A 26368-nucleotide genomic window follows, 5' to 3' on the forward strand; every position below is an offset into this window, starting at 1 on the left:
TCATAGACATGTCTAGTAGACAGGTTACGAGAAAAAGGGAACGGAGACAAGGACATTCACGTGACAGCGCCACTCGCCACGACCCGTGCTCATGACAATCACGTTCCCGACGACGTCGACGCGCGGCTGACGGGCCTGCTGGAGAGCCTCGTCGCGCAACGCGGCGTGCACCACGCCAACCTCGCCGTCACCAGCGGTGACGGGAAACAGCGCTGGTCCGCCGCCTCAGGACCCGCCGGTGCCGACGGTCATCCGCCGCGTCCCGACACCCCGTTCTTCATCGCGAGCGTCACCAAGCGCTTCATCATCACGCTGGTACTGCAGGCGCACGAGCGCGGCGAGCTCGACCTGGCCGCGCCGATCAACCGTTACCTGCCGGCGGAGCTGATCGCCGGACTCCATGTCTTCAGGGGGATCGACCGAACCTCCGCGATCACGGTGCGCCACCTCGCGAGTCACACGTCCGGATTGCCGGACTACTTCGAGAAGCGTCGTGAAGGCCCCAGCCTGTATGAGCGCCTCGCCGCCGGTCAGGATCTAACCTGGACCTTCGAGGACGCGATGCGGATCACGCGCGAGCAGCAGCGCCCGCACTTCGAGCCGCAGGACCTCACGGCCGCCCGGCAGAAGGCCCGCTACTCCGACACCGGCTTCCAGTTGCTCATCCGCATCGTGGAGACGGTGACCGATCGCTCGTTCGCCGAGCTGCTGACCGAGCGGATCCTCGGTCCACTCGGCCTGACGCACACCTGGCTCCCAGGACATCGTCCGCCGGATCCGGCGATCGCAGCACCCTCACCGCTCTACGCGAAGCAGCGCCGCGTGGAGCTGACCTCGATGATCGAGTCCTGCAACGACCTGTTCAGCACGACCGGCGATCTCCTCGCCTTCCAGCGAGCGCTGCTCGACGGCGCACTCTTCCGTGACGCCCGCTCACTGGCGCTGCTCACCGAGCGGCGCAACCGGCTGCGCAACATCCCCATCCTCCGGTACGGCCTGGGCACCATGTTCTTCAAGGTCGGCCGGCTCATGTCACTGGGGCGCCGCCCTGTCACGCTCGTCGGCCACTCGGGAGCCACAGGGACCTGGCTCTTCCACTGTCCGGAGCTCGACCTGCACCTGGTCGGCACCGTCGACCAGACCAAGGGTCAGGCCATCCCCTTCCGGTTCATGGCGCGCTGCCTGGGCGTCTGGCGAACGTCAGGGGTCGCCCGTCATCGGGCCACGGCCAGGCGGTAGTTCTCGTCGGCGGTGAGGAGGTTCCGATGGGTGTCGTCCGCGGTGATGACGCCGCCGTCCAGGACGAGGACCCGGTCGGCGACGTCCAGGAGGGCCGGGCTGCTGGTGATCACGATGGTGGTGCGGTTCCGGCGTAGCTTCGCGATGTTGCGCGCGATGAGCTGTTCGGTGACCGCGTCGACGGCTGTCGTCGGGTCACGCAGGACCAGGATGTCGGCGTCGGTGGCGAGGGCGCGGGCCAGGGACAGCCGTTGGCGCTGTCCGCCGGAGAGGTTCGCGCCGCGGTCTCGGACGCCGTGATCGAGCCCTTCGCGGTGGAGGGCGACGACGTCGGTCAGCATGGACGCCTCGACGGCCTCGGGGATCATGCGGCCGCCGCCCGCCGGGTCGATGTTCGTGCGGAGGGTGCCCGCGAAGATCTCCCCGTCGTACGGGTTCACCAGCAGGTGCTCGCGGACCGCCTCGATCGACAGCTCCCCCGTCTCTCGCCCGCCGACCCGCACCGCACCCTCGTACGCGTCGGGCGGGACGTTCATGGCCAGGATCGACGTGAGGTCGGCCGCCGCGCGCGGCTGGTAGGCGGCGATCGCCACGAACTCCCCGGCGGACACGTGGAACTTCAGCTCGCGCAGGGAGCCGTATCGGACGCTGTCGATCTCGAGGTCTCCGCCTGCGGGCAGGCGCTCTGTCCCCGGGGTCATCACCGCAGGCGCGGCCAGCACCAGCGCCATCCGCTCGGCCGACGCGCGCGCGATCATCACGTACTTCGGCATCTCCGAGAACAGCCTGAGCGGTTCCATGATGAACTGCGCCAGCCCCACGGCCATGACGAGCTCTCCGATGGTGATCCGGCTGTTGAACGCCAGCCAGCCCGCCGTCAGGGTCACGGCGGTGGCGAGGAGCGCGTTGAGGGCGAGCGCGGCGCCGGCGTACGCGCCGTTCACCCTGGCGACGGTGATCGCCTGGCTTTTCGCCTCCGTGCTGACCTTCCGGTAGGATAGGAAGGCCGCGTGGTTGCCGCCGAAGCCGTGCAACGGGCGCAGGCCGACGATCAGGTCGGCGACCTTCGCGCCCGCCCGCGCCACCCTGGCCTGCTGCTCGCGGGTGCTGGTGCCGATGCGTCTGGACAGCACGCTCAGGATCGACAGGATCGCGATGGTGCCCACGATCACCAGCAGGCCGAGGTGAACGCTGGCCATGCCCAGCGCGACCGCCGCGATCAGCACCGCGACCAGTGAGCTGATCAGCAGCGGCACCACCTCGATGATGTCGGCGGTCTGGTCGGCGTCCTCGGTCGCGATGGTCAGGACCTCGCCGGACTTGAGGTCGACGTCCCTGGCCACCGGTTGGAGTCCGCAGGCGGCGACCTGCACCCGCCAGCGGTGCGCCTCGGTCGTGTTGGCCTTCTGCAGGATGCGCATCCCGAACCGCCACGACAGTGACACGGTCGTGATGATCACGGCCAGCGCGGCGATCGACAGGGCGAGCGAGCCGAGGCTTCGCTCCCGCAACGTGTGCTCGACGATCAGGCCGAGCGCGATGGGGAAGGCGGTCTCCCCGGCCTGGTACATGCCCATGAGGACGGTGCCCCAGGTCATGGCGCCCGCGTTGCGCCGCAGAGCCGTCCAGAGCACGTCGGCCCCCGCGCGGGACCTCTGCTTGTCAGGAGTGGTCATCGAGGTGTCGGGCAATCGCTTCCGGGGTTCGCGGGGTGAGCTGATGACGAACGGTGATCACGTTGCTGACTGCCTTCCTGCCACGCCCTCCACAGTCGCGCGTACCGGCCGCCCGATGCCACGAGTTCCTCGTGGGTTCCTTGCTCCACCACGCGTCCCTCGTCCAGTACGGCGATGCGGTCCGCCGCCATCGCCTGGGTCAGCCGGTGCGCCACGAACAGCGTGGTGCGGCCCAGACAGGCGGCCGACACGGCCCGCTCCAACTCGGCGGCGCCCTGGCTGCCCGCCTCCGCGGTCGACTCGTCCAGCACCACCACGGGCGATCGGCCCAGTACCAGCCGAGCCAGGGCGAGCTGGGCGGCCTTGGTGCCGTCCAGGCGCTCGCCGCCCTCGCCGACCACGGTGTCCAGCCCGTCGGGCAGCGCCGCGATCCACGTCTCCGCGCCGACCCTGCGCAACGCGTCCATCAGCTCGGTGTCGGTCGCCTTCGGCGCGGCCAGCCGCAGGTCGTCGGCGAGCGGACCGGAGAACACGTGCGTCTCCTGGGTCAGGATGCTCACCAAGGCCCGTGCCCCCGCCTCGTCGAGGTCCGCGAGGTCGGTCGATCCGATGCGCACCGATCCTGCCTGCGGGGTCCCGATGCCCGCGATCAGCGCCGCCAGGGTCGTCTTGCCCGCGCCCGTCGCCCCCACCAGCGCCAGCGAGCCGCCCGCAGGGATCTCCAGGCTGACCTCCCGCAGGACCGGCCGCTCGGAATCGGGGTAGCCGAACGTCAGCCCCTCCACCGTCACCGGGTACGGCTCGACGTCCGCCGACGCGACGGCCGCACGACCCACCAGCCTTTCCTCCGTGGCCTCGCCCAGCACCCCGACCAGCCGGGTCAGACTCGCGCCCGACTTCTGCGCCTCGTCGAAGGTGAACATGATGGAGCCCAGCGGGTTGAACAGCCGGTGGAACAGCAGCGGGGCCGCCGACGCCTCACCCAAGGTGACGGCATCGGCCTCCAGCAGGACGTAGCCCACCACGATGATCAGGACCAGCCCGATGAACTCGGCGCGGTTCTCTCTGCCGACGAACCGGCCGAAGAACCGGAACACCTCGACGCCGAGATCGCGCACCCGCCACGACTCGGCGGCGACCTTCTCGCGGAAGGCCTCCTCCAGGCGGTACGCCCGGACCGTGTCGATCCCGTTCAGACCACTGATCAACGCCTGCGCGCGGTCGGCCTGGGCTTCCCGCTGCTTCTGGTAGAGCGGGGCGGACCGTGGGAGATACCATCGCAGGGCCAGCGCGTACGCGGGCAGCGCGCCGGCGCCCGCCAGGCCGAGTCGCCAGTCCAGTCCGAACATGCCGCCCGTGGCGATGACGACCAGCACTCCAGCCGAGAACACCGTGGGGACGGCCGTGCGGATCCCCTTGGACAGCACGGCCACGTCGTCGCCGACCCTGGACAGCACGTCCCCCCGGCCGACCTGCTCGATCCGCGCGCTCGGCATTCCCAGCACCGCCCGGACGGCGCCCTCCCGCAGCCGCGCGAGCAGATCCGCGCCCAGCCGTCCGATCAGGTACGTCGACGCCGCGGTGGCCGCCGCGCCGAGCAGCGCGGCGGCCACCATCAGCGCGCCGATCGTGATCAGTATCGACTGCGGTTCGCCTTCGATCACCCCGTCGACCACCCGGCCGAGCAGGAGGACCGGCAGCACCTGAAACGCCGCTCCTGCCACCGTGGTGAGGGCGGTGGCCGTCGTCAGCCACGGCACTTCGCGGGCGTGCGCCGCGACCCATCGGGTGGCCTCGCGTCCGGTCGCCGTACGCAGGGTGGCCGGGGCGACAGGGGTGTCGGTGGTGCTCACACCCGGATCAGGGCGGGACGGGGGCGGAGCAGGTTCATCGACATCGTCAGCCGACCGACTTGACGAGTTCGTCGATCGCGTACGGCAGGGACAGCAGGGTGCCCTGCGACAGGGCCGCGCCGATCGCCGGGCCCTCGCTGTCCAGCAGGTACGACACCTTCCCGTTCTTGACCGCGGGCAGGTTGTCGAACAGCGCGAACTTCTTCAGCGCGTCCTGGTCGGCCTGGTCGTTGATGACGAAGATGCGGTCCACGTCGATCAGGTCGATGCGCTCGGGAGAGAGCACGGTGTAGAACTTGCCGTCCGCGATCTTGTCGATCTCCGTCGCGCCCTTGAAGCCGAGGCCCGTCAGGAGCCGTCCGCGCACGTCGGTGGTGGTGAACGGCGCGACCGCGTCCTTGTACCAGGACAGCGCGACGGCGGTCTGGCTCGCGAACTCCGGGTGCGCCTTACGGGCGGCGTCGAGCTTGTCCTGGATGCCCTGCACCAGCTTGGCGCCCTCGTCCGCCTTGCCGAGCGCCTTGGCGATGTGCACCGCGTTGTCCTGCCACGGCGCGCTGAACGGCTCCTTCTCGCCCTTGGTGCGGCCCACCGTCGGGGCGATCTTGGAGAGCCGGTCGTAGGCGGCCTGGTCGATCTCGGAGTAGACCGCGATGATCAGATCGGGCCGAAGGGCGGCGATCTTCTCGTAGTTCGGGCCGGCGTCCCCGTTGCTCATGATGACCTCGGGACGGGCGTCTCCCCACTTGTCCTTCACCCAGGGCCACTGGGTGTTGATGTCAGGGGTCTTGCCCGGCGGGTTCGGGTACTGGTCGACCATGCCGACCGGCTTGATCCCGAAGGCCAGGATGGCCTGGTCGTCGGTGTAGCCGACGGAGACGACCCGCTGGGGGGCCTTGGTGATCTGAGTGGAACCGAACGCGTGCTCCACAGTGACGGGGAACGCGCCACCCGTGGCGGCCGCGGTGTCGCCGCTCGGCCTGTCCGCCGAGCTGGAACCGCATCCCGCCATGAGACCGGCGCTGAGGGTCGCAGCGGACAATACCGCTGCGAACCGCCGCAAGGACTTCTTGACTGTTGTTCGCTGGAGGAGCATCCGGAATCCCTTGCTTTCGTGCGATCCACTGCGACCCTGACTTGCAGCAGGAGAACCGTAGCATGCGAGATTAGGTAAGCCTAAGCTCACTCGCATGGGAGTCCTATCGCCCCTTGAGGTTCGCCCTCACCAGCAGGTAGACGAGGAAGGGGCCGCCGATCGCGGCAGTGACCACGCCGACAGGGAGAGTGACCGGCAGCGCCGTCCGCGCCACCAGGTCGGCGCCGATCAACAGCAGCGCGCCCGTCAGCGCCGAGGCCACCAGCGGCGGCGTGGGGTAACGCGCCAAACGCATCGCCACCTGTGGCGCCACCAGCGCGACGAACGGGACAGGGCCCGCCGCGCTCACCGCCACGCCGGCCAGCAGCACCGCGCACAACAGCAGGACCGCCCGCACCATCGAGTACCGGACGCCCAGGCCGGCCGCGACCTCGTCACCGAAGTGCAGCGGCCTGAGCTGGAACGCGACACACGACACGACGGCCACGAGGGCGAGCGCGCACCACAGCGCCACCCAGACCTCGCCCCACGATCGGTTGTCCAGCGAGCCGACCAGCCACGCCTGAGCCCGGGCCACGTCCCGGATGTCAGCCGTGACCAGCAGCCAGATCGTGATCGCCTCCGTCACGGCGCTCACCGAGATGCCGATGAGGATGAGCCGCAGGCCGTCGATCCCGCGCCGCCAGGCCAGGAAATACACCAGCAGGCCCGTGCCGAGACCTCCCGCGAGCGCCGCCACGGACAGGCCCACGGAGTCGACGATCGCCGCGGCGGCGCCGCCTGACACCGTCACGAGGAACACCGCGACCGCGCTCGCGCCCCCGGTGATCCCCAGAATGTCCGGGCTGGCCAGCGGGTTGCGCGCGATGGACTGCGTGATCGCCCCTGACATCCCCAGCGCGGCCCCCACGACGAGCCCGGCCAGGGCGCGCGGCATCCGCAGATCCATGATCACGAACTCGTCGACCCGCTCCCCCTGGCCGAGGAGCGTGGCGATCACCTGGGACAGACCGATGGGGAAGTCCCCGACGCCGATGGACAGGCAGAACACCAGAAAGGTCGCCGCCGTCAGCAGCAGCGTGACGAACACCATCCAGGGCCGCCATACGAACGACGCGGAGCCGAGCCGCAGGCCCGGCGTCACCGACGGCTTCACCGCTGTCTCGTTCATACCGTCTTGAACTTCCCGCGCCACACCAGCGCCGCGAAGAACGGGGCGCCGACGAGGGCGACGACGACGCCTGCCTGCAACTCGCCCGGTCGGGTCACCACGCGCCCCACGATGTCGCAGACCAGCAGGACGACGGCTCCGAGCAGACCCGCGCACGGCACCAGCCAGCGATAGTCGGGCCCGGTGACATACCGGGCCACGTGGGCCACCATGAGCCCGAGAAACGCGATGGGGCCGCATGCCGCCGTCGTCGCGCCGGCCAGCAGAGTGATCGCGACGATGCCGACGGCTCGGCTCAGCGTGAGGTTCACCCCCATCCCTCGCGCCACGTCGTCACCCAGGTTGAGCAGGTTGATGGCGGGCAATGTGGTCAACGCCAACGCCAACCCGAGCACCGTGAACGCGAGCACCGGCCAGATGACGTCGAATCCGACGCCGGACACCGAGCCCGCTTTCCAGAACCGCAGCGCGTTCAGCGACGCCTGGTCCGACAGCGAGACCGCCGTGGTCATCGCTGCCAGGAACACCGCGACCCCCTGCCCGGCCAGCGCGAGCGTCAACGGGCTGCCCGCCCCCCTGCCGATGCTCGCCAGCCCGAACACGACGACACCGGCGGCCGCCGCCCCCAGGAAGGCGAACCAGACGTACTGGTACGGGCTGGAGAACCCGAACAGGACGATCACCGACACCACGGCGAACGAGGCGCCGGTATTCACCCCCAGCAACCCCGTGTCGGCGATCGGGTTACGCGTGTACCCCTGGATCAACGCCCCGCTGACCCCCAGGGCGACGCCCGCCACGATCGCGAGCACGGTCCTGGGCACCCGCAGGGTCTGCACGATGAGCGTGATCTCGGTGAGCCGCTGGTCGGAGCCCTGCGCCGTGAACAGCCCGTGCCACACCTCCGCGGGACTCAACGCGCGCGCGCCGACAGCCAGCGACACCGCCCCCGCGGCCAGGAGGACGACCGCGAGCGCGCCCAGGCCCGCAACCCGCCGCCGGCGGACCTCTGTGGCCTCGGGCGAGGGACGTATCCCCACAGTCGTACTCATCGACGCACGCTATTCCTTCGATCCACCGGGGGCGTACGGCCAGAGGGGTCGCGACCTCAGCGCCGGCCGCCCAGCTTCGGACATGCCATCCGAGAAGAGCCGCACCCACCATCGCCTCGCGCGCCGCGGCCGTCCGCTGTGGCCGGCCGTTTCCGATGGAGGTGGTCTCGGGAGAGCGGGCCCGTGTCCACCGATCCCGCGCCTTCTCGATCTCTCTACTTAGGTGAGACTAACCTTATCTTGAGGCTCGTCTCACCGTCGATCCGGGACCGGGACAGGCTGAGGAGGAGCGGTAGCCGTCCGGTGAACTCCTGTCGGTGGCCTTAGGCTTCCCGCTCTTGGGCAACCCCGTCTCGCCTATGTGGCGGGCAAGGAACTCAACGGATATGCCGAACAACCGGCCCAGTTCGCTGACCTGACTTTCGACAGGGGCATGAGTTGACCATCGGGGGATGATCCGCCCGGCCATCCGCGACAGGCTCGCGACCATGAACACGTACTTTCCAGGACGGTGGATCGGCGGCGTGACGCTCGTCCTGGGGCCGGTCGTCCTGTGCCTCGGATACCTGCTGCGCTACCTGGGCTCGGTCACCGCGCTCACCCCTCAGCAACAGGCGTGGGCGGAGGCGCAGCCGTTCGCCGCCGCGGGCCAGCTCCTCGCCTACACTTCGGACCCCGCCCTGCTCACCCTCTCCTACGCGCTCTTCGCGCTGGGGGCGGTGCTGCTCTTCCCCGCCTTCATCGCCCTGGCCCAGCGGGTGGGGGGCAGCCTCGCGTTCTGGGGCGCCACGCTACTGGTCGCCGGGCTCTTCGCCCGCCTGTACTTCGCCGGTGCCGACCAGACCGCCTTCCAGCTCACCGAGGTCCTCGGGCAGGAGCAGGCGACGAACGCCATCATGAAGGAGTACGTCGACATCTCCTACGGGCCGTGGCGGGTACCGGTCTGGGCCTCGGTCGGCCAGTACGCGGGCTCGCTCCTGCTGGCCGTCGCCGCCTGGCGCTCCGGCGTGTTCGGCACCGCCCGCGCCCTGATGCTGCTGCTGGCGGGAGGCACCTGGATGGGCGTGCTGAAGGCCGCCTCGATCCCCGATGTACTGGTCACCGTCCTGCTCTGCATGGCCTTGGTCCCGCTGGGCACGCGGGTGCTGCGTGAGCGGCCACCGGTCCCGACCGGCCGGTCGAAGGTGCTGAGCTGGTGAGCGGAGAGCCGGCCGGTCGCCTACCCCGACAGCCCGCTGTCCGGCGAGACCCTGGACCTTCCGGATGCCCTCGCCGACAGAGCGCTATCAGGCGAGGGCCCTGGCGCGCGGTCACACGGTCATGCTCCGGCGTCGAGGATGCCGATCCGACGCAGCCACCACCTCCACACGTCCTCCAGGCCGGGAGAGGCAGCCCACTCGGCCTCGGTGACCTTGCCGCGGGCGTAGGCGGCGGTCCGGTCGGCCAGCGCCTGAAGCTCGGCGCCGGTCACCCAGCGAACGCCGCGCGTCTCGTCGTCGGACGGGGCCGGCTCGCCGGTAACGACGGCGCGGTAGACGGTCCAGTGGTGGCCGGGCGCGCGTCCCTGGCGGACGAGGCGGCAGCACCGGTTGGGCCGCCACCCGCCGGTCATATGCTCCAGTTGGCCGACGGTCAGGCCGGCCTTCTCGGAGACCTTCTCACGGGCGGTCTTCCCCGGGTTGTCGCGGTCGTCGACATGTCCAGCCGGCAGAGCCCAGGCGTGCGGGTACTCGGCCCGTTCGATCAGCAGATACCGGCCGTCATCGTCGGTGACGATGACGCCGATGGCGGTGTGGTCGCACACGTCGCGGGCATGCGTGATCGGCCCGCACACCCAGCGCTCCAACGGGGACGGCCCTGCGGCCTCCAGCGCGCGAAGCCGGGACTGAGCGGTGGCCCGGTTCGGCGCCCCGGCCGCGTTGCTCAGGCCCATGGCGGAGGCGATCTCGGCGTAGCTGGCTCCCCCCGCTTTCCAGCGGCGCAGCGTGGCGGCCTGAATCGCCTCCAGGCGCGGGATGAGGTCGCGGGCCAGGGCGTGCACAGTCTCTTCCATGCGCTGACGCTGGTGGGCGTAGGCCCGGCCCTCGCCCTCATCGTGCGGGCCGAGGATGTTGTCCCAGGCGCCCGAGCGCAGCTCGGCCATGGCACGCAGAGCGGCGTCCAGGTCGGCGGTCAGGTGCAGCGCGGCTTCGCCGAGCAGCTCGGTCTCGGCGGCGCCGAGCCGTAGGTGGATCTCGGAGCCACCAGGGGTGGTGATCTGTTCATAGGCGAGAGGGGGATTGACCATCGGACTCTCTTTCTGTATGAAATCTCATCCAATATGTATGGAATTCAATACAGAGTCAAGATCTTTGATTCACCGGATCATCTTTGAGATGACTGGTAGGTGGCGATGATCACGCCGGTGCCCGTTGTCGTGGAGTCGACCAGGTGGAAGGCCGAGAGGTGCGAGCCCACGTCCGGGAACAGCCGGCGGCCCGCGCCCAGCACCAGCGGATGGATGAGCAGGACGAACTCGTCGACGAGGTCGCGCGGCATGAGCGACCTGACCAGCACCCCGCTGCCGAACACCACCAGGTTCTCCACCACCTTTTCCTTGAGACCCGCCACGGCATCCGCGGCGTCGCCCTTGAGGAGGGTGGAGTTCCGCCAGGGCAGCGGCTCGGTCAGCGTGGTCGACGCCACGTACTTCTGGACGCTGTCGAGCGCCTCGGTGAACGGGTTCGGCGCCTGCTTCGGCCAGTAGTCGGCGAAGCGCTCGTAGGTCGTCCGGCCGGCCAGGAGGGACCACGCGCTCGACATGCGGGCACCCATGGCCTCCTGCATGACCGGGTCCTGGCGCCGGGCGGCCCAACCGCCGTGCAGGAAGCCGTCGCGAGGGTCCTCGTCGGGGTGCCCAGGAGCCTGCATCACGCCGTCGAGTGACAGGTGCTCGATCGCGATGACCTTGCCCATGTCGTACCTCCCCTGTGGTCGTCCGCCGGGATCGCCCCGGCCTTCTCACCCTCTACACGTACGGCGGGCCGCCGGATCGACAGCGCATGAACCTTCGCCGCACATTGCCGGAAACAGATCTTCGAGAGCCGAGAGGGAGTAGACCGCCGGACAGGTGCCCTGGTGAAGCGGCCGACTCCGCGATGCCGGATCCGTCAAGTCTTGTGTTACGACGCGAACCCGTCGATCGTCCAGAGCAAACGGGAGGAACTCCATGGTTCGCAGCAAGCTGGCGCAGTGCACCGTCGTGGCTCTGGCCGCGACCACCCTCACCGCATCACCCGCCGACGCGGTCACCGGCTACACCCCCGAAGGGGTGTGCGGCAGCGGTTTCGGCCGGGTCAAGGACGGCACCAGGGCCGTGGTGGACGACCACGGCGCCGTCTTCGGCCACGTCTACCTGCTCTACAACGCGCGAACAGGAGAGAACTGCACCGTCACCATCAAGACGAAGTACGTCGGGGAGCCCACCTGGACCGGCGTCAACCTGATCCGGCGCGGTCGCGACAAACCGCAGGACGCCGGTTACTACCGGTACTACGCCGGGCCGGTGAAGGCGTACGGCAAGGGCATATGCGTCGGTTACCAGGGCCTGGTCTCCGGGATAAGACCTGGAGGAAAGTTCACCAGCAGCACCCCGGTGGGAGTCGGAGAGCGTACGGCCTGGGGCAACTGCGGCTGAGCCCGCCGCCTCAGGCGGCGTGGCCCAGCGCCAGGGAGACGGCCACCGGCACCAGGTACAGCAACGGAAAGGGGACGTGGGAGTAGGAGCGCGCCCGAAGCACGGTGACGACGGCTCCGGTGAAGTACAGCACCAGGCCGATCGCGGCCAGGACGCCGATGACCGGCACGAGCAGGCCGACCAGCATGCCCGCCGCGCCCGCGGCCTTGGCCACGCCGAGCCACGGCCACCACGAGCTGGGGACGCCGTACTCGGTCAGGGGCTCCACGACCCATGTGGCGCGGATGAAGATGGAGAAGGCCGAGAAGCCCACCCATGCGGCGGCCAGAACGGTGACGACCAGGTAGACAGTGGACATGAGAGATGCTCCTCATCAGGTGGACGCGGTGCGGGGCGCTTGTGAGCCCTTCGCTGTCTTGACCCCGCAGGGCGCGGAAGTGTGACAGGGCAGGCGGCCCACCTGACCTCGACCGTCTCGCGCGCTCCTCCGGCGACGGGTTCTCCGACGGGCTTCCGGAGAGGAGCTAGGAGGGCGTGCCCGCCGGCGTCCGCGGTAGCGGTGACGCGTCGAAGGTGCCCTCTCTGCGTACGGTGTGCCAGCGCAGCCGCACCCCGAGCACCGCGGTGGCCACCGACTGGATCACGACGAGATACATGAGCTGGCGGTAGACGAACTGCTGCAGGGGCAGCACCCAGAGGGCCGAAGCACGCTCGCCGTCCAGCCGCAGTGCGTACCAGCCGGTCAACGCCTGCACGATGACGAACCCGCCCCATACCGCCACGACCGGCAGCGGATCGCCCACGGCGGCGCTGTAGACGGCCATGAGATCGACGACGGGGGCGAGCAGCGGCAACACGACCTGGAACAGGGTGAGATACCCGAGACACCGGCGGCCGAAGGAGGCGCGTTCCAGTACGGCTCTCCTGTGCTTCCACATCGCCTGCAGGGTGCCGTAGCACCAGCGGTAACGCTGCTTCCACAGCTGGCCGAGAGAGGTCGGGGCCTCGGTCCACGCCAGCGCCTTCTCCTCGTAGACCACCCGCCATCCGGCCCGGCACAGCGCCATCGTCAGGTCGGTGTCCTCGGCCAGCGTGTCGGTGCTGACGCCGCCGAGCGCGATCAGCGCCGAGCGTCTGAAGGCCCCGATCGCGCCCGGCACGGTGGCCATGCAGTCCAGCAGTTCGAAGGCGCGCCGGTCGAGGTTGAAGCCGATCACGTACTCGATGTGTTGCCAGCGTCCGATCATGCCACGCCGGTTGCCGACCTTGGTGTTGCCGCTCACCGCGCCGACGGTGGGGTCGGCGAGCTGGCGGATCAGCTGCCCGATCGTGGCGGGTTCGAAGACGGTGTCACCGTCCACCATGACCAGCAGTTCGTGCCTGGCGTGGGTGATGCCGGTGTTGAGCGCGGACGGTTTGCCGCCGTTGTGCTGTCTGATCACCCTGACGTTGTCGAAGGCGAGCGCCGCGGCGAGCGCCGCGGTGTCATCGGTGGATCCGTCGTCGACTACCAGTACTTCGAGCGCGCCCTGGTAGGTGGTGTTCACCAGCGATCTGATCGTCGCCTGGATCCCCGCCGCCTCGTTGTAGGCAGGCACGATGACGGTCACCGGCGGTGGCGCGAGCCAGGCGGGGGCGCGACCCCTGCGCCTTCTTCCGCCTCGGGTACGGCGGGCGTGCACCCAGGCCAGCACCGCGAAGAAGCCGAGCCTGGCCAGGGTGAGCACCCCGGCGGCGAACAGCACCCACGACAGCGACTCGGTGAACGCCTTCGAGCCTCTTTGAGCGACATTGAGCACGGCCCCCGCGAACCGCTCCACCGGCTTAGCCTGCCGGTGCGCCGAGGGCATCCCGAGCGCCTGCGTCACGGTGACCCCGCGATACCCCTGATCGGCGAGAGCGCCCAGCACCCGATCGACGGCCTCGACGGTCTGGCGCCTGTCGCCACCGGCATCGTGCATCATGACGATCGCGCCGCGTCCTCTGGAGGGCAGAGCGGCCTTGACGATCTGCGCCGAGCCGGGTCTGGCCCAGTCCTTGGTGTCCAGGTCGGTGAGCACGAGGAGATATCCCCTGTCCGCGACGGCCTTCAGGCTCTCCCACTGGGGGCCCGTGACCGCGGCCGGAGTCGAGGAGTACGGCGGGCGGGCCAGCGTCGTGTGCAGGCCTGTCGCCCCTGCGAGTGCCTGCTGCGTCAGCGAGAGCTCCAGCCCGAGCCGCCAGCCGGGGACCTCGCTCAGATCGGCATGGGCGTAGGTGTGATTACCGATCTCGTGGCCCTCGGCCACGATCCGCCTGGTCAGCTCGGGGTGTTGAGCGATCTTGGAGCCGACGGCGAAGAAGGTCGCCTTGGCGCCGTGCTTCTTCAACGCGTCGAGTACCTGAGGGGTCCAGGCGGGGTCGGGGCCGTCGTCGAAGGTCAGAGCGAGGGTCTTGGCGGGCAGGCGGACGCTGGCGACCTGGCTCCCGGTGAGGTTCAGCATGGGACCGCCCCGCCGTACCCGCTCGAGTTCAGGGGAGGGAGGGCCGGCGGCGGGCGGGGCCGCGTGTGTCTCGCCGACCACGTTGGTCACGTAGCCGTTGAGCACCAGCGCGCCGGAGGCCAGCAGGAGCCCGACGGCCAGCAGCAACCAGTGCCCTCTGGGATCGGTGGCCTTCCTGACAGGCTGAGGCGACAGGCCAGGCGGTTCGCTCGGGCTCTTGCGTCGGCCCTCCTCGGGCTGCGCGGCGCCGGTGTCCTGCCAGGGAAGGAGCGGAGCCGGTGGCCAGACCTGTTTGTCCTGAGGACTCGGGGCCCTCACTCCTTCGGGCCTTTCGTCTTGCCCTGGGCGTGTCCCGGCGGGGTCTTGTCCGGGCCGGGCGGCTGGTCAGGGGTGGGGTCGGGTGTCGGTTCCGTGCTCGGTTGCGGATCGCCGCTCGGCGTCGCGCTTGGTTCGGCGCTGGGAGAGGGCTCCTGCGGGCCCACCACCGTGTCGGGCACGGGCCGCTGTGACGGCGTGGCGGGACGGGTCACGCGGGGCCTGACCGTGGGGATGGCCCTGGTTCGCGTGGGTGTCGCCGTGGGTGTGGGCCGTCTGGACATACTCGCCCGAGGTGTCGCCGCCGACTCGGAAGCTTCGGGCGAGGCCGCGCTCGCGGGACTTTCGCCGTCGTCGCCAGGCCAGCCGCTCACCGAGAGCGTCGTGCTGGAGAACAACCCCCCGATCACGATGGCGAACATGGCCAGCGCCACCACGCCGGAGGCGATGGAGCTGACGACGACCAGCCGTCGACGTCGACCGCTGTGATCGACGAAGACCGCCTTCTGGATCGGCGTAGGGCCGTGGTGCTCGGGGGACACGGCGAGTGATCGTAGTGATGGTTGATAACTAGTCGGGAAATTTCGCCTTTCATTGCGAACCACATCGGCTGCCGACGCGCCATGCATGCTGCACATCGACGATGCCCTGGAGTGACCTGGGCGCTCCCTGCCCGGCTTCCACCCCTGCACCGGACCCCTGCGGCTGGCCCTTATGACATGGATCACACCGTCCGTAAATCCAATCATGTCCGGAAGTTGCCTGTGATATTTCTGTGACCGGACACGATCTTGTGGACATTCAGAACGGGGGTTCTGTTCATGATCGAACCGACAAGGCATCTGGAGCGGTAGACCGTTACGGCCATCCGCCCGATGGGGGACATCGGGCCGCTGTGCCGACTCTGCCGTCAACCCCCTCCGCACATGGGGACATCTCTGACATTGCATGTCCGATTTATCCAAAAAGGACGCACATTGAGCATTTCTATGGCCACGCCCCTTCGCCGAGCTGCGCTCGGACTCGGAGCGGCCACCCTTCTCGTCGGCGCCACGACCCTCGACGCCGTGGCGACCGTCGACCCGGTGCAGGAGGCCCTCTCCCAGGCCGCCTCCTCGGGCGCGGCGGTCCAGGTCGCCAGCCTGACCGATGAGAACAGCACGACCGTCGCCAACCCCGACGGCAGCTTCACCACCTCCATCACCTCCGGCCCTTCGAACGTCCAGCGCGACGGCGCGTGGGTGCCCATCGACACCAGCCTCGTCGCCGAGGGCGGGGTGCTGAAGCCCAAGGCCTCCCGCGCGAAGGTGGAGGTCTCCGCAGGGGGCAACGACACCCTGGCCAAGCTGACCGACGACCAGGGCAGGGTGTTCTCGCTGCAGTGGCCGACGGCGCTGCCTGCCCCCGTCGTCAAGGACAACGTCGCGACGTTCGCCAACGCCGCGGGGCCCGGCGCCGACCTGGTCGTCACCGTCATCCCGACCGGCTTCCGCCACGACGTCGTCCTGCGCGAGCGCCCCACGGAGCCGCTGGAGCTGCGCATCCCGGTGCGGACGCAGGGCCTGACGCTGTCCGAGACGGCCGACGGCAAGCTGGAGTTGGCCGGCGAGAACGGCCAGCAGGTCGCCTCCGCCGCGCAGCCCGTCATGTGGGACTCCCGCGGTCACGGCAAGCCCCGCGGTGACTCGATCAAGAAGATCGACACCCAGGTCGAGACGCAGAACGGCACCTCGGTGCTCGTGCTCAAGCCGGACACCGCGTACCTGTCGGACCCGAAGACCGTCTACCCGGTCACCGTGGACCCGACGATCACCCTGCCGATCGTCACCGACACCGATGTCGCGACCTCCTGGGCCTCCCACCCCGGCGACCCGATGATCATCGCGGGCACCATGCCGTGGGAGAACGGCCAGGGCGGCGACATCATGCGCAGCCTGCTGAAGTTCAACACCGACAACCTCAAGGGCAAGCGCGTCGTCTGGGCCACGCTCAAGGCGTGGAACCTGGAGACCAACAAGTGCGGCCTCAAGGTGGGCTCCGGGCTCACCGCCGAGCGCATCACCAGCGCCTGGGACGAGACCAACCTCAACTGGGACAACAAGCCCTCCACCACCAGCAGGGGCGCGTTCACCACCTACGAGGGCCGCGGCCGTACCTGGACCGAGGGATGCGCCCGCGGCGCCGGCTACCTCCAGTGGCCGGTCACCACGATCGCCAAGGACTGGGCCGCCGGCGCCGCCAACCACGGCATCCAGCTGCGCAGCGCCGACGAGAAGGAGACCACCAACTGGCGCGCCTTCGCCGCGTCGGAGAACAAGGACGCCTCGGTCAAGCCCCCGACCCTGAGCGTCACCTACTGGCGCTAGTCCGCGCCACCCCCTGAGCGGGTCATCCACAAGATCTCCAGTCGGGCCTGAAACGCCTGGCCAGGCGGCCCCACCCGTGCACGCGGTGGGGCCGCCTTCCGCGTCGTGGAGCCACTTACCCCGCAGGGGAAGGCGAGGTCGCAGTGGATGGGGTCGTCCCGACGAGCGCGGCCTCAAGGGCCGCCACGGCCACCGCGAGCCTCAGGGAGACCGAGATGGTGGGCTCTAGGCGCATATCGGCAAAAGAGGTACGTTCCAGGAGGCGTGATCTCGGGGGACGATCTTGCCCACCCTCAGTTTCCTGGAGGAGCTTCATGCGCTTGTCCTTCCGTAGGGCCGTCGCCGTGGCTGCGGCCGCGGCTCTGGCCTTACCCCTCTCGCTCACCGCCCCGGCCCAGGCGACGCCCGTCGACGACGTCTTCGCCAAGCTGCTGGTCAAGCAGGTCAAGGGCGCGAACGTCAAGAAGCATCTGGACGCGTTCCAGTCCCTCGCCACGGCCAACGGCGGCAACCGCGCCGCGGGCACGCCCGGCTACGACGCCTCCCGCGACTACGTGGCGAACAAGCTGCGCAAGGCCGGTTACAAGGTCACGCTCCAGCCGATCAACTACGTCGAGAGCTGGGTCGAGAACAGCCCGCCCGTGCTGGGCTCGTACGTGCCGAACGAGGACTTCTACACCTTCCAGCCGTCCCCGGCGGGCGACGTCACCGCGCAGGTCCAGGGCGTGGACCTGACGCTGCCGCCCAGCCCGGCGCCCACCTCGACGAGCGGGTGCGAGATGTCCGACTTCTCGGGCTTCGTGGCGGGACGGATCGCGCTCATCCAGCGCGGCACCTGCCCGTTCGCCACCAAGGTGCGCAACGCGGGCTTCGCGGGCGCGGCGGGGATCATCGTCTTCAACGAGGGGCAGCCGGGCAGGACCGAGGCCTATCCCCTCGACCTCGGCGAATGGCGCGCGGGAGTGCCGATGGTGTTCGCCGACTTCGCCGTCGGCCAGGCGCTGGCCGCGCCGGGGACCACCGTCCGGCTCAAGGTCGACTCCACCCTCGTGCTCGGCACCGACGAGAACGTGATCGCCGAGACCCGGTTCGGCGACCCGAACAACGTCGTGATGGTCGGCGCGCACCTCGACAGCGTGCCCGAGGGCCCCGGCATCAACGACAACGCCTCGGGAACCGCGGCCATCCTGGAGACGGCCCTGCAGATGAAGCTCTTCCCCGTGCGCAACAAGGTGCGCTTCGCCTTCTGGGCCGCGGAGGAGATCGGCCTGCTCGGCTCGGACCAGTACGTCGAGAAGCTGTCCCAGGCCGAACGCGACCGGATCAAGCTCTACCTGAACTTCGACATGGTCGCCTCCCCCAACTACGCCTACAAGCTCTACGACGGTGACGACTCCGACGCCACCGGCTCCCCCGCGGGCCCTCCCGGATCGGCCGAGATCGAGCAGCAGCTGAAGGCCTTCTTCACCAGCCGCAGCCTGCCCACCGTCGGCACCGACTTCGACGGCCGCTCCGACTACGGCCCGTTCATCGCGGTCGGCATCCCCTCCGGCGGCATCTTCACCGGCGCCGAGCAGCCGAAGACGCCCGAGGAGGCGGCCATGTTCGGCGGTACGGCAGGCGTCGCCTACGACATCTGCTACCACCAGGCGTGCGACACGATCACCAACGTCAACGCGACCGCGCTGGACGTCAACTCCGACGCGATCGCCGACTCCGTCGCCCGCTACGCCTTCAACACGCGGAACCTGCCCGACAGGGAGGCCGCGCTGACGGCACGCGCCGCCGTACGGGCTGCCACGGGAAGCTCCGCGAGCTGACCCTCATCACGTGAAGGAGGGCGCTCCCACAGGAGCCGCCCTCCTTCCATCGCACCCTCTGTCCCACCCCCCACGGAGGAACCGATGAAATCCCGCATCCTCGTCCTGGCCGCCGCGATCGCGCTGGCCGCTCCCCTCACCGCCGGCGCTTCGACGGCGTCCTTACCACTGGCGCCACCGAACATCTCGCTGACCAACGTCAAGGCCCACCTCAGCCAGCTGCAGTCCATCGCCTCCAGCAACGGCGGCAACCGCGCCCACGGCAGGCCCGGCTACCTGGCCTCGGCCAACTACGTCAAGGGACAGCTGGACGCGGCCGGGTTCCAGACCACCCTGCAGTCGTTCACCTACAACGGCGCGACGGGCTACAACGTCATCGCCGACTGGCCCGGCGGCAACCCCGACGACGTCCTCATGGTCGGCGCCCACCTCGACAGCGTGACAGCGGGGCCCGGCATCAACGACAACGGCTCGGGCAGCGCCGCGATCCTGGAGACGGCGCTCGAGGTGTCGCGGCAGGCGCTGCAGCCTTCCAAGCACCTGCGCTTCGCCTGGTGGGGCGCGGAGGAGCTGGGACTGCGCGGCTCGCAGTACTACGTCACCAACCTGCCCACCGCCGAACGCTCCAAGATCAAGGGGTACCTGAACTTCGACATGGTCGGCTCGCCCAACGCCGGCTACTTCCTCTACGACGGCGACAACTCCGACGGCGTCGGGTCGGGCCCAGGACCTGCGGGCTCGGCCGAGCTGGAGCGGACGCTGCAGGACTACTTCGCCTCGATCGGCGTGCCGACCAGGGGCACCGACTTCGACGGCCGTTCGGACTACGGGCCGTTCATCTCGCGCGGCATCCCCGCAGGAGGCACCTTCACCGGCGCAGAGGGCATCAAGTCGAGCGCGCAGGCCCAGCTGTGGGGCGGTACGGCGGGGCAGGCCCTTCGACCCCTGCTACCACCGCGCGTGCGACACCACGAGCAACATCAACGACACGGCGCTGGACCGCAACGCCGACGCGGTGGCCTACGCCGTGTGGACGATCGCCACCGCCGTACCGCCGCAGACGGTGTGGTCGGACGACCTCGAGAGCGCCACCGCCTGGACCGCCAACCCGAGCGGGACCGACACCGCCACCCTGGGTCTCTGGGAGCGCGGCGACCCCGAGGCCACCACCTCAAGCGGGAACAAGCAGCTCGGCACGGCCGTGAGCGGCTCCAACGACCTGGTCACAGGACGGCTGGCGGGCGCGAGCGCGGGAGCGTACGACGTCGACGGCGGGATCACCTCGATCCAGTCGCCTCCCGTCACGCTGCCGTCCAGTGGCGTGTTGAGGGTGTCGTTCTCCTGGTACCTGGCGCACGGCAGCAACTCCTCCAGCGCCGACTTCTTCAGGGTGAAGGTCGTGGGCGGCACGACCAGCACGGTGTTCCAGCAGCTGGGAGCTGCTTCGGACCGCGACGGGGCGTGGGCGGCGTCCACCGCTGACATCTCGGCGTACGCGGGCCAGACCGTCCGCATCGTGTTCGAGGCGGCCGACGCCTCGGGGGCGAGCCTGCTGGAGGCGGGCGTCGACGACGTCAAGGTCACTCGCCAGTAGTTCACCGGCGCCGCCCCTGGGTCAGGGGCGGCGCCCCGCACCGCGCGGCGGGCTCGCGTCAGCCGATCTGTTCGGCCAGGGCGACGGTGGTAGTTGCTAGAGCGGTCCGCGACGCCAGGGGCCGCGGATGGCGTACGTCCGCCCGGGCGGGTCGAGCTCGGCGGTGCTGCCCAGTTGGTTGACGAACATGGTCGAGCCGTCGGGGGCGAAGCAGGCTCCGGCGAACTCGCTGTCGTCGGCGATGTTGACGGCGAACTCGAACGGCTCCCCTCTGCGAGGGTCCAGGCCGATCAGCCGGTTGACGTTGGTCAGCCCTGGCGCGAGCGGGTGGGGGTCGGCGTCGGCGGACGACGCGTCGTCCTCGCAGAGCACGATGCCGCCGCGTGGGGTGAAGACGAGGTTGTCGGGTGAGTCGAGCTCCCTGCGCCCGGGCGATTCGTAGACCAGCACCAGCGTGTCGCCCCTGCCTCGCGTGCCGGGGATGAGCCGCCAGACCTGACCGTAGCCCTCCCTGTAGCCGTCGGCGCCGGGGGCGTCGCCGTTCTTGGCGTCGCCGCCGCTGGTGGAGTTGAAGAAGACGCTGCCGTCGCCGTACCAGCAGCCCTCCAGCCGGTTGAACTTCGCTCCGCCCTTGGCCAGCCCCTGCTGGGTGCAGGTCGGGGCGCCGTTCTCCAGGTCGGGATCGGGGTCGTCGATCCGCACCCACTCGACGGGCAGGCGGGTGCCCATCGTCTGCCCCTCGCGGCAGTCGTAGGTGTCGACATTCTTGATCTTGAGCATCTCGAGGACGCCGCCCGAGGCGAGGTGGCGAGGGTTCCTGGGGCGGAAGCGGTACAACCCGTCGGGCTTGCCCGAGTCGTCCTCCGTCTCGTAGACGTAGCCCGTGCGAGGGTCGACGGCGACCGCCTCGTGAGAGAACCTCCCCATCGCGGTCAGCGGCATGGAGGCGGCGGGCCTGCCGGGCTCGGGTCCGTCGAGCGGTACCTCGAAGATGTAGCCATGCTTCCGCTCCCAGCCCTGACCCCGGCCCGCCGTGGTCTCCTCGCAGGTCAGCCAGCCACGTCCGTGGAGCATCATGCCGCCGGCGCAGTTGATGATCGTGCCGTTGAGGCTGACGAAGTGCCGCAGCACCTCGCCGCTGCGCAGATCCACCTCGAGCGTGGTGGTGCCGCCGACGCCGAGTTCGTCGTAGCGCTCGGAACCGGGCACGTGGACCCGGCCGATGGGCGACCCCGGCGGGGTGCGGACCTCGTGGTTGCGGATCAGCCTGGCGGTGTGACGGCGGGTGCCGGGGAAGGCGGCCATGCCGTCGTGGGCGATCGGGGTCGCCACGCCGTCCGTCATGGGGGTGCCCGTTCTGCCGAGCACGACGTAGGAGAAGCCGGCGGGCAGCGCGAGCAGCTCCTCACCGGTGTTCCTGGCGGGCGTACGGCGCAGCGGGCCGTACCCCACCTGGTTCGGGTCGGTCCAGGGACGGCCGGCGTCCGCCCACGACGCGTGAGCCCCCAGTGTCTCCATGGCGACGCCGCTGGCCAGCACGCCTCCTGCGGTGGCCAGGCCACGGCCGAGGAAGGATCGTCGATCGAGCTCGGTCATGGGTGCTTCCCCTCGGGACCGGACAGGAACGGGACTTCCCCCACCGTAGACGCGCTTCCGCCCGTTGAGGGGACCTATTCAGATCGCCCGGCGCGCCGCGCCATCAGCGCCTCGATGCCGTCGAGCAGCAGGTTGAGCCCGAACAGGAAGTCGGCGTCCTCCGTCCAGCCCTCGGACTCCTTCAGCAGCCCCGAGCGCATCATCGCCGACAGCACCGGATACGTCGCGGGGTCGAGCACCTCGGCGAGCACCTCGCCGTAGTCGGTGGCTCCCTTGACCCCCGCCGCCGCCAACTCCTGGCCGGCCGCCTTCGTCGCGTGCACGAGCGTGGCGTCGGTCAGCGCGTAGCCGGTGAGCGCGGTGGCGACGTTGAACTTCTCACCGTCGTCGAGCGCGGTGTCGCCGAGCACGTCCAGGAGACGCTCGAGCCAGTACAGCCGGCGCGGCCCCATCGGCGGGGTGAGCCCCTGGAGCGACAGCAGCCACGGACGCGAGAGCAGGAGGTCCCTGTTGGCACGGGTCCACACGGCGAGGTAGTCGCGCCAGGGCAGCTCCCCCCGCTCGGGTGGCGCCGGGACCGCGCTGTCGGACATGACGGTCAGCAACTCGTCCTTGCTGCCGACATACCGGTACAGCGCCATCGGCGCGACGCCCACCTGAGCCGCCACGCTGCTCATCGACAGCCCTGCCAGCCCCTCGGTGTCGGCGATCTCGATGGCGGCCGCAGTGATCGTCGCCAGATCCAGTCGCGGCTTCGGGCCCCTGCGCGACGAGTGCTCGCGCCCCCACATCCGCGCCACGACCGGCGGCAGCTCCACCATCGAACACCTCCCTTTCCAGGAACTGTGTACGTGATATAGCTTAATAACTATGTATGCGATACACAGTACGATGCACACGGATACTGAGGTCGCGATCCACGCCCGGGGCCTCACCAAGTCCTTCGGCGGCACGCGCGTGCTGGCCGGGGTCGACCTCGCCGTCCCGACGGGCTCGCTGCTGGCCCTCCTCGGACCGAACGGATCAGGCAAGACCACCACGGTGCGGATCCTGACCACGCTGCTGGCCGCCGACAGCGGCACCGCCACCGTGGCGGGCCACGACGTCGCGCGCGAGCCCGTCGCGGTCCGCCGCGCCATCGGCCTGACGGCCCAGCAGGCCACCGTGGACGACCTGCTCACGGGAAGGGAGAACCTGGAGCTGTTCTCCGGCCTGTACCACGTGGGCAGGCGGGAGGCCAGGCGCCGTACGGCCGAGCTGCTCGACCGCTTCGGCCTCGGCGACGCGGCCGACCGCCGGGTCTCGACCTACTCCGGAGGCATGCGCCGACGGCTGGACCTCGCGGCCAGCATGGTGGCCGCGCCCAGGATCCTCTTCCTGGACGAGCCCACCACCGGCCTCGACCCGCGCAGCAGGGCCGAGCTCTGGACCGTCATCCGCGAGCTGCTCGCCTCCGGCACCACCATCCTGCTGACGACCCAGTACCTGGAGGAGGCCGACCAGCTGGCCGCCCGCATCGCGGTGATCAACGGCGGTCGCATCGTCGCCGAGGACGCCCCTGACGTCCTCAAGCGCCAGATCGGCTCCGAGCGCCTGACCCTGCGCCTGTCGAGCGCCGCTGACCTTTCCCACGCCGGCGCCGTCCTGTCCGCGGGCGGTGACGGGGGCCTCCACCTCGACGCCGGCCGGTGCGAGCTCACGCTGGCACTCCAGGATCCCGATCACCTGCGCCGGGCCCTGGACCTCCTGCACGGCGCCGCCATCGCCGTCGAGCGGGTCGAGCTACGCACCCCCACCCTGGACGACGTCTTCTTCGAGCTGACGGCGGCGGCATGAGCACCGCCATCGCCACGACGGCGGGCGACCTGCGCCGTCTCGCAGGCAGAGCGCTGCGCCACGAGGCGCGCACGCCCGACGCCCTCATGGTGAACATCGCCCTGCCGGTGATCATCATGCTGCTCTTCGTCTACGTCTTCGGCGGCGCGATCACCACAGGGTCGAGCGGGCTGGCCTACGTCGACTTCGTGGTGCCGGCCGTCCTGCTCATGGCGGGCGGGTACGGCGCCGCGCTGACGGCCGTGAGCATCTCCCGTGAGATGACCGGCGGGATGATCGACCGCTTCCGCACCCTGCCCATCAGCGGCTGGGTGGTCCCTGCCGGATTCGTCGTCGCCTCGGTGGTGCGCAGCGTGGTGGCGACCGCGATCGCGCTGGCGGTGGCGATCGCGCTGGGCTTCCGGCCCAGCGCCTCGCTCGCCGAAGGGGCGCTGGTGCTGGTCCTGGTCTTCGGGTACGTCCTGGCGGTGTCCGCGGTCGCGGCACTGTGGGGGCTGTTCGTCAGATCCACCCAGGCCGCCGAGGCGTTCAGCTTCATGGTGATCTTCTTCCCGTACGTCTCGGACGGCGTCGTGCCCGCGGAGACCATGCCGGGCCCGCTGCGCGGCTTCGCCGAGCACCAGCCCACGACGCCCATCGTGGAGGCGCTGCGCGCACTGCTCCTGGACCAGCCGATGGGGAACGCGGGATGGTTGTCCGCGATCTGGCTCACCGCCGCGGTGCTGATCAGCGTCCCGATCGCGGCGGTGCTGTTCAGACGGAGGACCGTCCGGTAGCCCTGTGCGGGCGCCCGTGAAAGCACTTCGGCACTTCGGGCAAGTAGGGGCGACCATCGTTGACCCGACCCACCGGAGACATCTGCATGGCCGTTCCACCTGACCTGGCCGACCCTCCCGACCTGCGGGTTCACTTCGAGCAGATCTTCAACGCGCACTTCGCCGAGATCCACCGCTACATCGCCAGGCGGCTGTCCGACGACACCGCCGACGACCTGGCCGCCGAGGTGTTCCTGGCGGCCTACAGGGGCGGATACGACGCCTCGCGCGGCGGCGTGCGGCCCTGGCTGTTCGGCATCGCCACCCACCTCATCTCGCGGCACCGCCGTACCGAGATCCGCAGGTGGAAGGCGCTCAGCCGGACGGCCGAGCGCCTCGAGCCCAGCCACGAGGACGCCGCGCTGGCGCGCGTGGCGGCGGGCGAGGTGGTCGGCCCGCTGGCGGGGGCGCTGGCCGCGCTCAACCGGGGGGACCGCGACGTGGTGCTGCTGAGCGTGCTCGGCGGCCTCAGCCACGCCGAGGTCGCCGCCGCCCTGAACATCCCGGCGGGAACGGTCGCCTCCAGGCTCAACCGGGCCCGCAAGCAGCTCCGCAAGGCACTCGGCGACGTCAACCCCCTGGAGGAGACCCATGGATGAGCTGACCCTCCTGGCACGGGCGCTGCCCGACGCTCCTCCGCCTTCTGCGGAGGTGGTCGAGAGGGCCCGCGCCCGGCTGGCCGCCGCCCGCCAGGAGCCCCCACGGCCTCGCCGGTCGGGACGGCGCGGCCGCCTCGTCTGGGCATGGACGCTGGGCACGGCCATGGCCACGGCCGCCGTCGTCATGGCCGTCGTCACGCTGGTGTCGAGCCTGGCCCTCGTGCCCGCGCCCGCGCTCGTGCCCTCAGGGGGCAACGAGGCCCTGCTCAGGCTGGCCGACGAGGTGGCGAAGCTGCCGGACGACCGCGGCGCCTACTGGCGCAGGCCGTTGCTCAACAACGGGCTGATCAGGGTGAAGGCGGGCGACAAGGCCTTCAACGTGCTCTCCTCGTCGCGGATCGACCTCTGGCAGCCGCGCGACGTCCGCGACCCCGTCCACGTGGAGCAGTGGGAGCAGTTCGTCCGCCCCGCCACCCCCGCCGACGAACGCGTGTGGCGGGCGGCCGGCGCGCCGGCCACCGTCCAGCGGGTGTGCACGCCGGGCACCCGCGCGGGCGACTGCAAGAAGATTCGGATGCGGTCGAAGCCCTCCGACTGCCTCTCCACGCACGCGGCCGAGCCCGGGGGCGTGCTCGGCGACCGGCGGCTGGGCGAACTCACCCTCGCCGACATCTCGGCGCTGCCCGGCGACGCCGCCCTGCTGCGGGAGAGACTGCGCGCCTACTGGAAGGCCAGCAAGAGCGCCCGGGCGTGGAAAAGCTTCGAGGAGTTCCTTCCCATGGCCCGGGTCCTGTTGGAGCTGCCGGTCAGCCCCTCGGTCAGGGCGGCCGCCCTGCGCCTTCTCGCGGGCCTGCCGACGACCAAGGTGCGCGGCTCGGTCACCGACCCCATGGGACGCCAGGGCCTCGCGGTCACCTTCGTGAAGAGCGAGGGGTTCACCGGCCAGTTCGGCGCCGACGACGAGGTGGCTGAGCGGTACGTCACCATCCTTCACCCTCGCACCGGCACCCTCCTGGCCGCCAACGTCTCCATCGCGGCCGAGAGCGCCGAAGGGCTCGCTCAGGGGACGGTCATGCACTACCAGGCATGGGCGCCCGAGGCCGGCTGGACCGACGAGCGCCCCGAGCGGCCCCGCGGCTGCCGGCGCAGCGACCGCCCGATCCCGTGAGCATGGCGAGAAC

At 70.1% G+C, this 26368-nt stretch carries 23 protein-coding genes; 11 read left to right on the forward strand and 12 right to left on the reverse strand.

Annotated features, from left to right (window positions below):
* The first annotated feature begins 60 nt into the window (after window positions 1-60).
* Window positions 61-1239 (forward strand): serine hydrolase domain-containing protein, encoded by a 1179-nt coding sequence (locus FHR33_RS23300; protein ID WP_183651458.1) that lies wholly within the window; start codon window positions 61-63, stop codon window positions 1237-1239.
* Here the strand turns inward: FHR33_RS23300 and FHR33_RS23305 are convergent.
* The 5 genes from FHR33_RS23305 to FHR33_RS23325 form a co-directional block, all read right to left on the reverse strand.
* Window positions 1215-2915, reverse strand: coding sequence for an ABC transporter ATP-binding protein (locus FHR33_RS23305; RefSeq protein ID WP_183651461.1), 1701 nt, complete (start codon window positions 2913-2915; stop codon window positions 1215-1217). The genes FHR33_RS23300 and FHR33_RS23305 overlap by 25 nt on opposite strands.
* Entirely contained in the window at window positions 2912-4768 is a 1857-nt protein-coding gene (locus FHR33_RS23310; RefSeq protein ID WP_312895684.1) for an ABC transporter ATP-binding protein, read from the reverse strand. Before FHR33_RS23310 ends, FHR33_RS23305 begins: the two co-directional genes overlap by 4 nt.
* Window positions 4769-4814: 46 nt before the next feature.
* A complete protein-coding gene (locus tag FHR33_RS23315; RefSeq protein ID WP_246452057.1) occupies window positions 4815-5780 on the reverse strand; it encodes an iron-siderophore ABC transporter substrate-binding protein in 966 nt (321 codons plus the stop codon).
* A gap of 187 nt (window positions 5781-5967) precedes the next feature.
* A complete protein-coding gene (locus FHR33_RS23320; protein ID WP_183651466.1) occupies window positions 5968-7035 on the reverse strand; it encodes a FecCD family ABC transporter permease in 1068 nt (355 codons plus the stop codon).
* Entirely contained in the window at window positions 7032-8087 is a 1056-nt protein-coding gene (locus FHR33_RS23325; protein ID WP_183651469.1) for a FecCD family ABC transporter permease, read from the reverse strand. Before FHR33_RS23325 ends, FHR33_RS23320 begins: the two co-directional genes overlap by 4 nt.
* A gap of 452 nt (window positions 8088-8539) precedes the next feature.
* Here FHR33_RS23325 and FHR33_RS23330 point away from each other — a divergent pair, with 452 nt between their 5' ends.
* Window positions 8540-9286 carry a hypothetical protein gene (locus tag FHR33_RS23330; protein ID WP_183651472.1) on the forward strand — a complete coding sequence of 249 codons (747 nt, stop codon included), beginning with the start codon at window positions 8540-8542 and terminating at the stop codon, window positions 9284-9286.
* Between the two features lie 119 nt (window positions 9287-9405).
* Here FHR33_RS23330 and FHR33_RS23335 read toward each other — a convergent pair whose 3' ends face one another.
* Entirely contained in the window at window positions 9406-10374 is a 969-nt protein-coding gene (locus FHR33_RS23335; RefSeq protein ID WP_183651475.1) for an NUDIX hydrolase, read from the reverse strand.
* 77 nt (window positions 10375-10451) lie between these two features.
* Window positions 10452-11042 carry a dihydrofolate reductase family protein gene (locus FHR33_RS23340; RefSeq protein WP_183651478.1) on the reverse strand — a complete coding sequence of 197 codons (591 nt, stop codon included), beginning with the start codon at window positions 11040-11042 and terminating at the stop codon, window positions 10452-10454.
* Window positions 11043-11295: 253 nt separating this feature from the next.
* Between FHR33_RS23340 and FHR33_RS23345 the strand changes: the two genes are divergently transcribed.
* Window positions 11296-11763 carry a hypothetical protein gene (locus tag FHR33_RS23345; RefSeq protein WP_183651481.1) on the forward strand — a complete coding sequence of 156 codons (468 nt, stop codon included), beginning with the start codon at window positions 11296-11298 and terminating at the stop codon, window positions 11761-11763.
* 10 nt (window positions 11764-11773) lie between these two features.
* Here the strand turns inward: FHR33_RS23345 and FHR33_RS23350 are convergent, their stop codons facing one another.
* From FHR33_RS23350 to FHR33_RS23360, 3 genes are all read right to left on the reverse strand, one after another.
* Window positions 11774-12121 (reverse strand): DoxX family protein, encoded by a 348-nt coding sequence (locus tag FHR33_RS23350; protein WP_183651484.1) that lies wholly within the window; start codon window positions 12119-12121, stop codon window positions 11774-11776.
* 166 nt (window positions 12122-12287) lie between these two features.
* Entirely contained in the window at window positions 12288-14564 is a 2277-nt protein-coding gene (locus tag FHR33_RS23355) for a bifunctional polysaccharide deacetylase/glycosyltransferase family 2 protein (RefSeq protein ID WP_312895685.1), read from the reverse strand.
* Window positions 14561-15103 carry a hypothetical protein gene (locus FHR33_RS23360; RefSeq protein WP_183651487.1) on the reverse strand — a complete coding sequence of 181 codons (543 nt, stop codon included), beginning with the start codon at window positions 15101-15103 and terminating at the stop codon, window positions 14561-14563. The genes FHR33_RS23355 and FHR33_RS23360 overlap by 4 nt, the downstream gene beginning before the upstream one ends.
* A gap of 447 nt (window positions 15104-15550) precedes the next feature.
* Here FHR33_RS23360 and FHR33_RS23365 point away from each other — a divergent pair, with 447 nt between their 5' ends.
* From FHR33_RS23365 to FHR33_RS50490, 4 genes are all read left to right on the forward strand, one after another.
* On the forward strand, window positions 15551-16927 hold the full coding sequence (locus FHR33_RS23365; protein ID WP_183651490.1) for a DNRLRE domain-containing protein: 1377 nt from the start codon (window positions 15551-15553) through the stop codon (window positions 16925-16927).
* A gap of 314 nt (window positions 16928-17241) precedes the next feature.
* The gene (locus FHR33_RS23370; protein ID WP_183651493.1) at window positions 17242-18747 is read left to right on the forward strand and encodes a M28 family metallopeptidase; all 1506 of its coding nucleotides are present in this window, start codon (window positions 17242-17244) and stop codon (window positions 18745-18747) included.
* Window positions 18748-18831: 84 nt separating this feature from the next.
* Complete coding sequence (locus FHR33_RS23375) at window positions 18832-20229, forward strand: M28 family metallopeptidase (RefSeq protein WP_246452059.1); 1398 nt, start codon at window positions 18832-18834, stop codon at window positions 20227-20229.
* Window positions 20168-20341 (forward strand): hypothetical protein, encoded by a 174-nt coding sequence (locus FHR33_RS50490; RefSeq protein ID WP_246452060.1) that lies wholly within the window; start codon window positions 20168-20170, stop codon window positions 20339-20341. The genes FHR33_RS23375 and FHR33_RS50490 overlap by 62 nt, the downstream gene beginning before the upstream one ends.
* A gap of 96 nt (window positions 20342-20437) precedes the next feature.
* Here FHR33_RS50490 and FHR33_RS23380 read toward each other — a convergent pair whose 3' ends face one another.
* Window positions 20438-21937 (reverse strand): PhoX family protein, encoded by a 1500-nt coding sequence (locus FHR33_RS23380; protein ID WP_183651496.1) that lies wholly within the window; start codon window positions 21935-21937, stop codon window positions 20438-20440.
* Window positions 21938-22011: 74 nt separating this feature from the next.
* Window positions 22012-22758: a TetR/AcrR family transcriptional regulator gene (locus FHR33_RS23385; protein ID WP_183651499.1), complete on the reverse strand. Its 747-nt coding sequence runs from the start codon at window positions 22756-22758 to the stop codon at window positions 22012-22014.
* Between the two features lie 70 nt (window positions 22759-22828).
* Here FHR33_RS23385 and FHR33_RS23390 point away from each other — a divergent pair, with 70 nt between their 5' ends.
* From FHR33_RS23390 to FHR33_RS23405, 4 genes are all read left to right on the forward strand, one after another.
* Window positions 22829-23773, forward strand: coding sequence for an efflux ABC transporter ATPase subunit, DrrA-related (locus FHR33_RS23390; RefSeq protein WP_246452061.1), 945 nt, complete (start codon window positions 22829-22831; stop codon window positions 23771-23773).
* Window positions 23770-24549 (forward strand): ABC transporter permease, encoded by a 780-nt coding sequence (locus FHR33_RS23395; protein ID WP_183651506.1) that lies wholly within the window; start codon window positions 23770-23772, stop codon window positions 24547-24549. Before FHR33_RS23390 ends, FHR33_RS23395 begins: the two co-directional genes overlap by 4 nt.
* Window positions 24550-24635: 86 nt before the next feature.
* Window positions 24636-25187: an RNA polymerase sigma factor gene (locus tag FHR33_RS23400; protein WP_183651509.1), complete on the forward strand. Its 552-nt coding sequence runs from the start codon at window positions 24636-24638 to the stop codon at window positions 25185-25187.
* The gene (locus FHR33_RS23405) at window positions 25180-26355 is read left to right on the forward strand and encodes a CU044_5270 family protein (protein WP_183651512.1); all 1176 of its coding nucleotides are present in this window, start codon (window positions 25180-25182) and stop codon (window positions 26353-26355) included. The genes FHR33_RS23400 and FHR33_RS23405 overlap by 8 nt, the downstream gene beginning before the upstream one ends.
* Window positions 26356-26368: the final 13 nt, after the last annotated feature.

This window comes from Nonomuraea dietziae, from assembly GCF_014195505.1.
In the GTDB taxonomy this organism is placed as follows: Bacteria; Actinomycetota; Actinomycetes; order Streptosporangiales; family Streptosporangiaceae; genus Nonomuraea; species Nonomuraea roseola.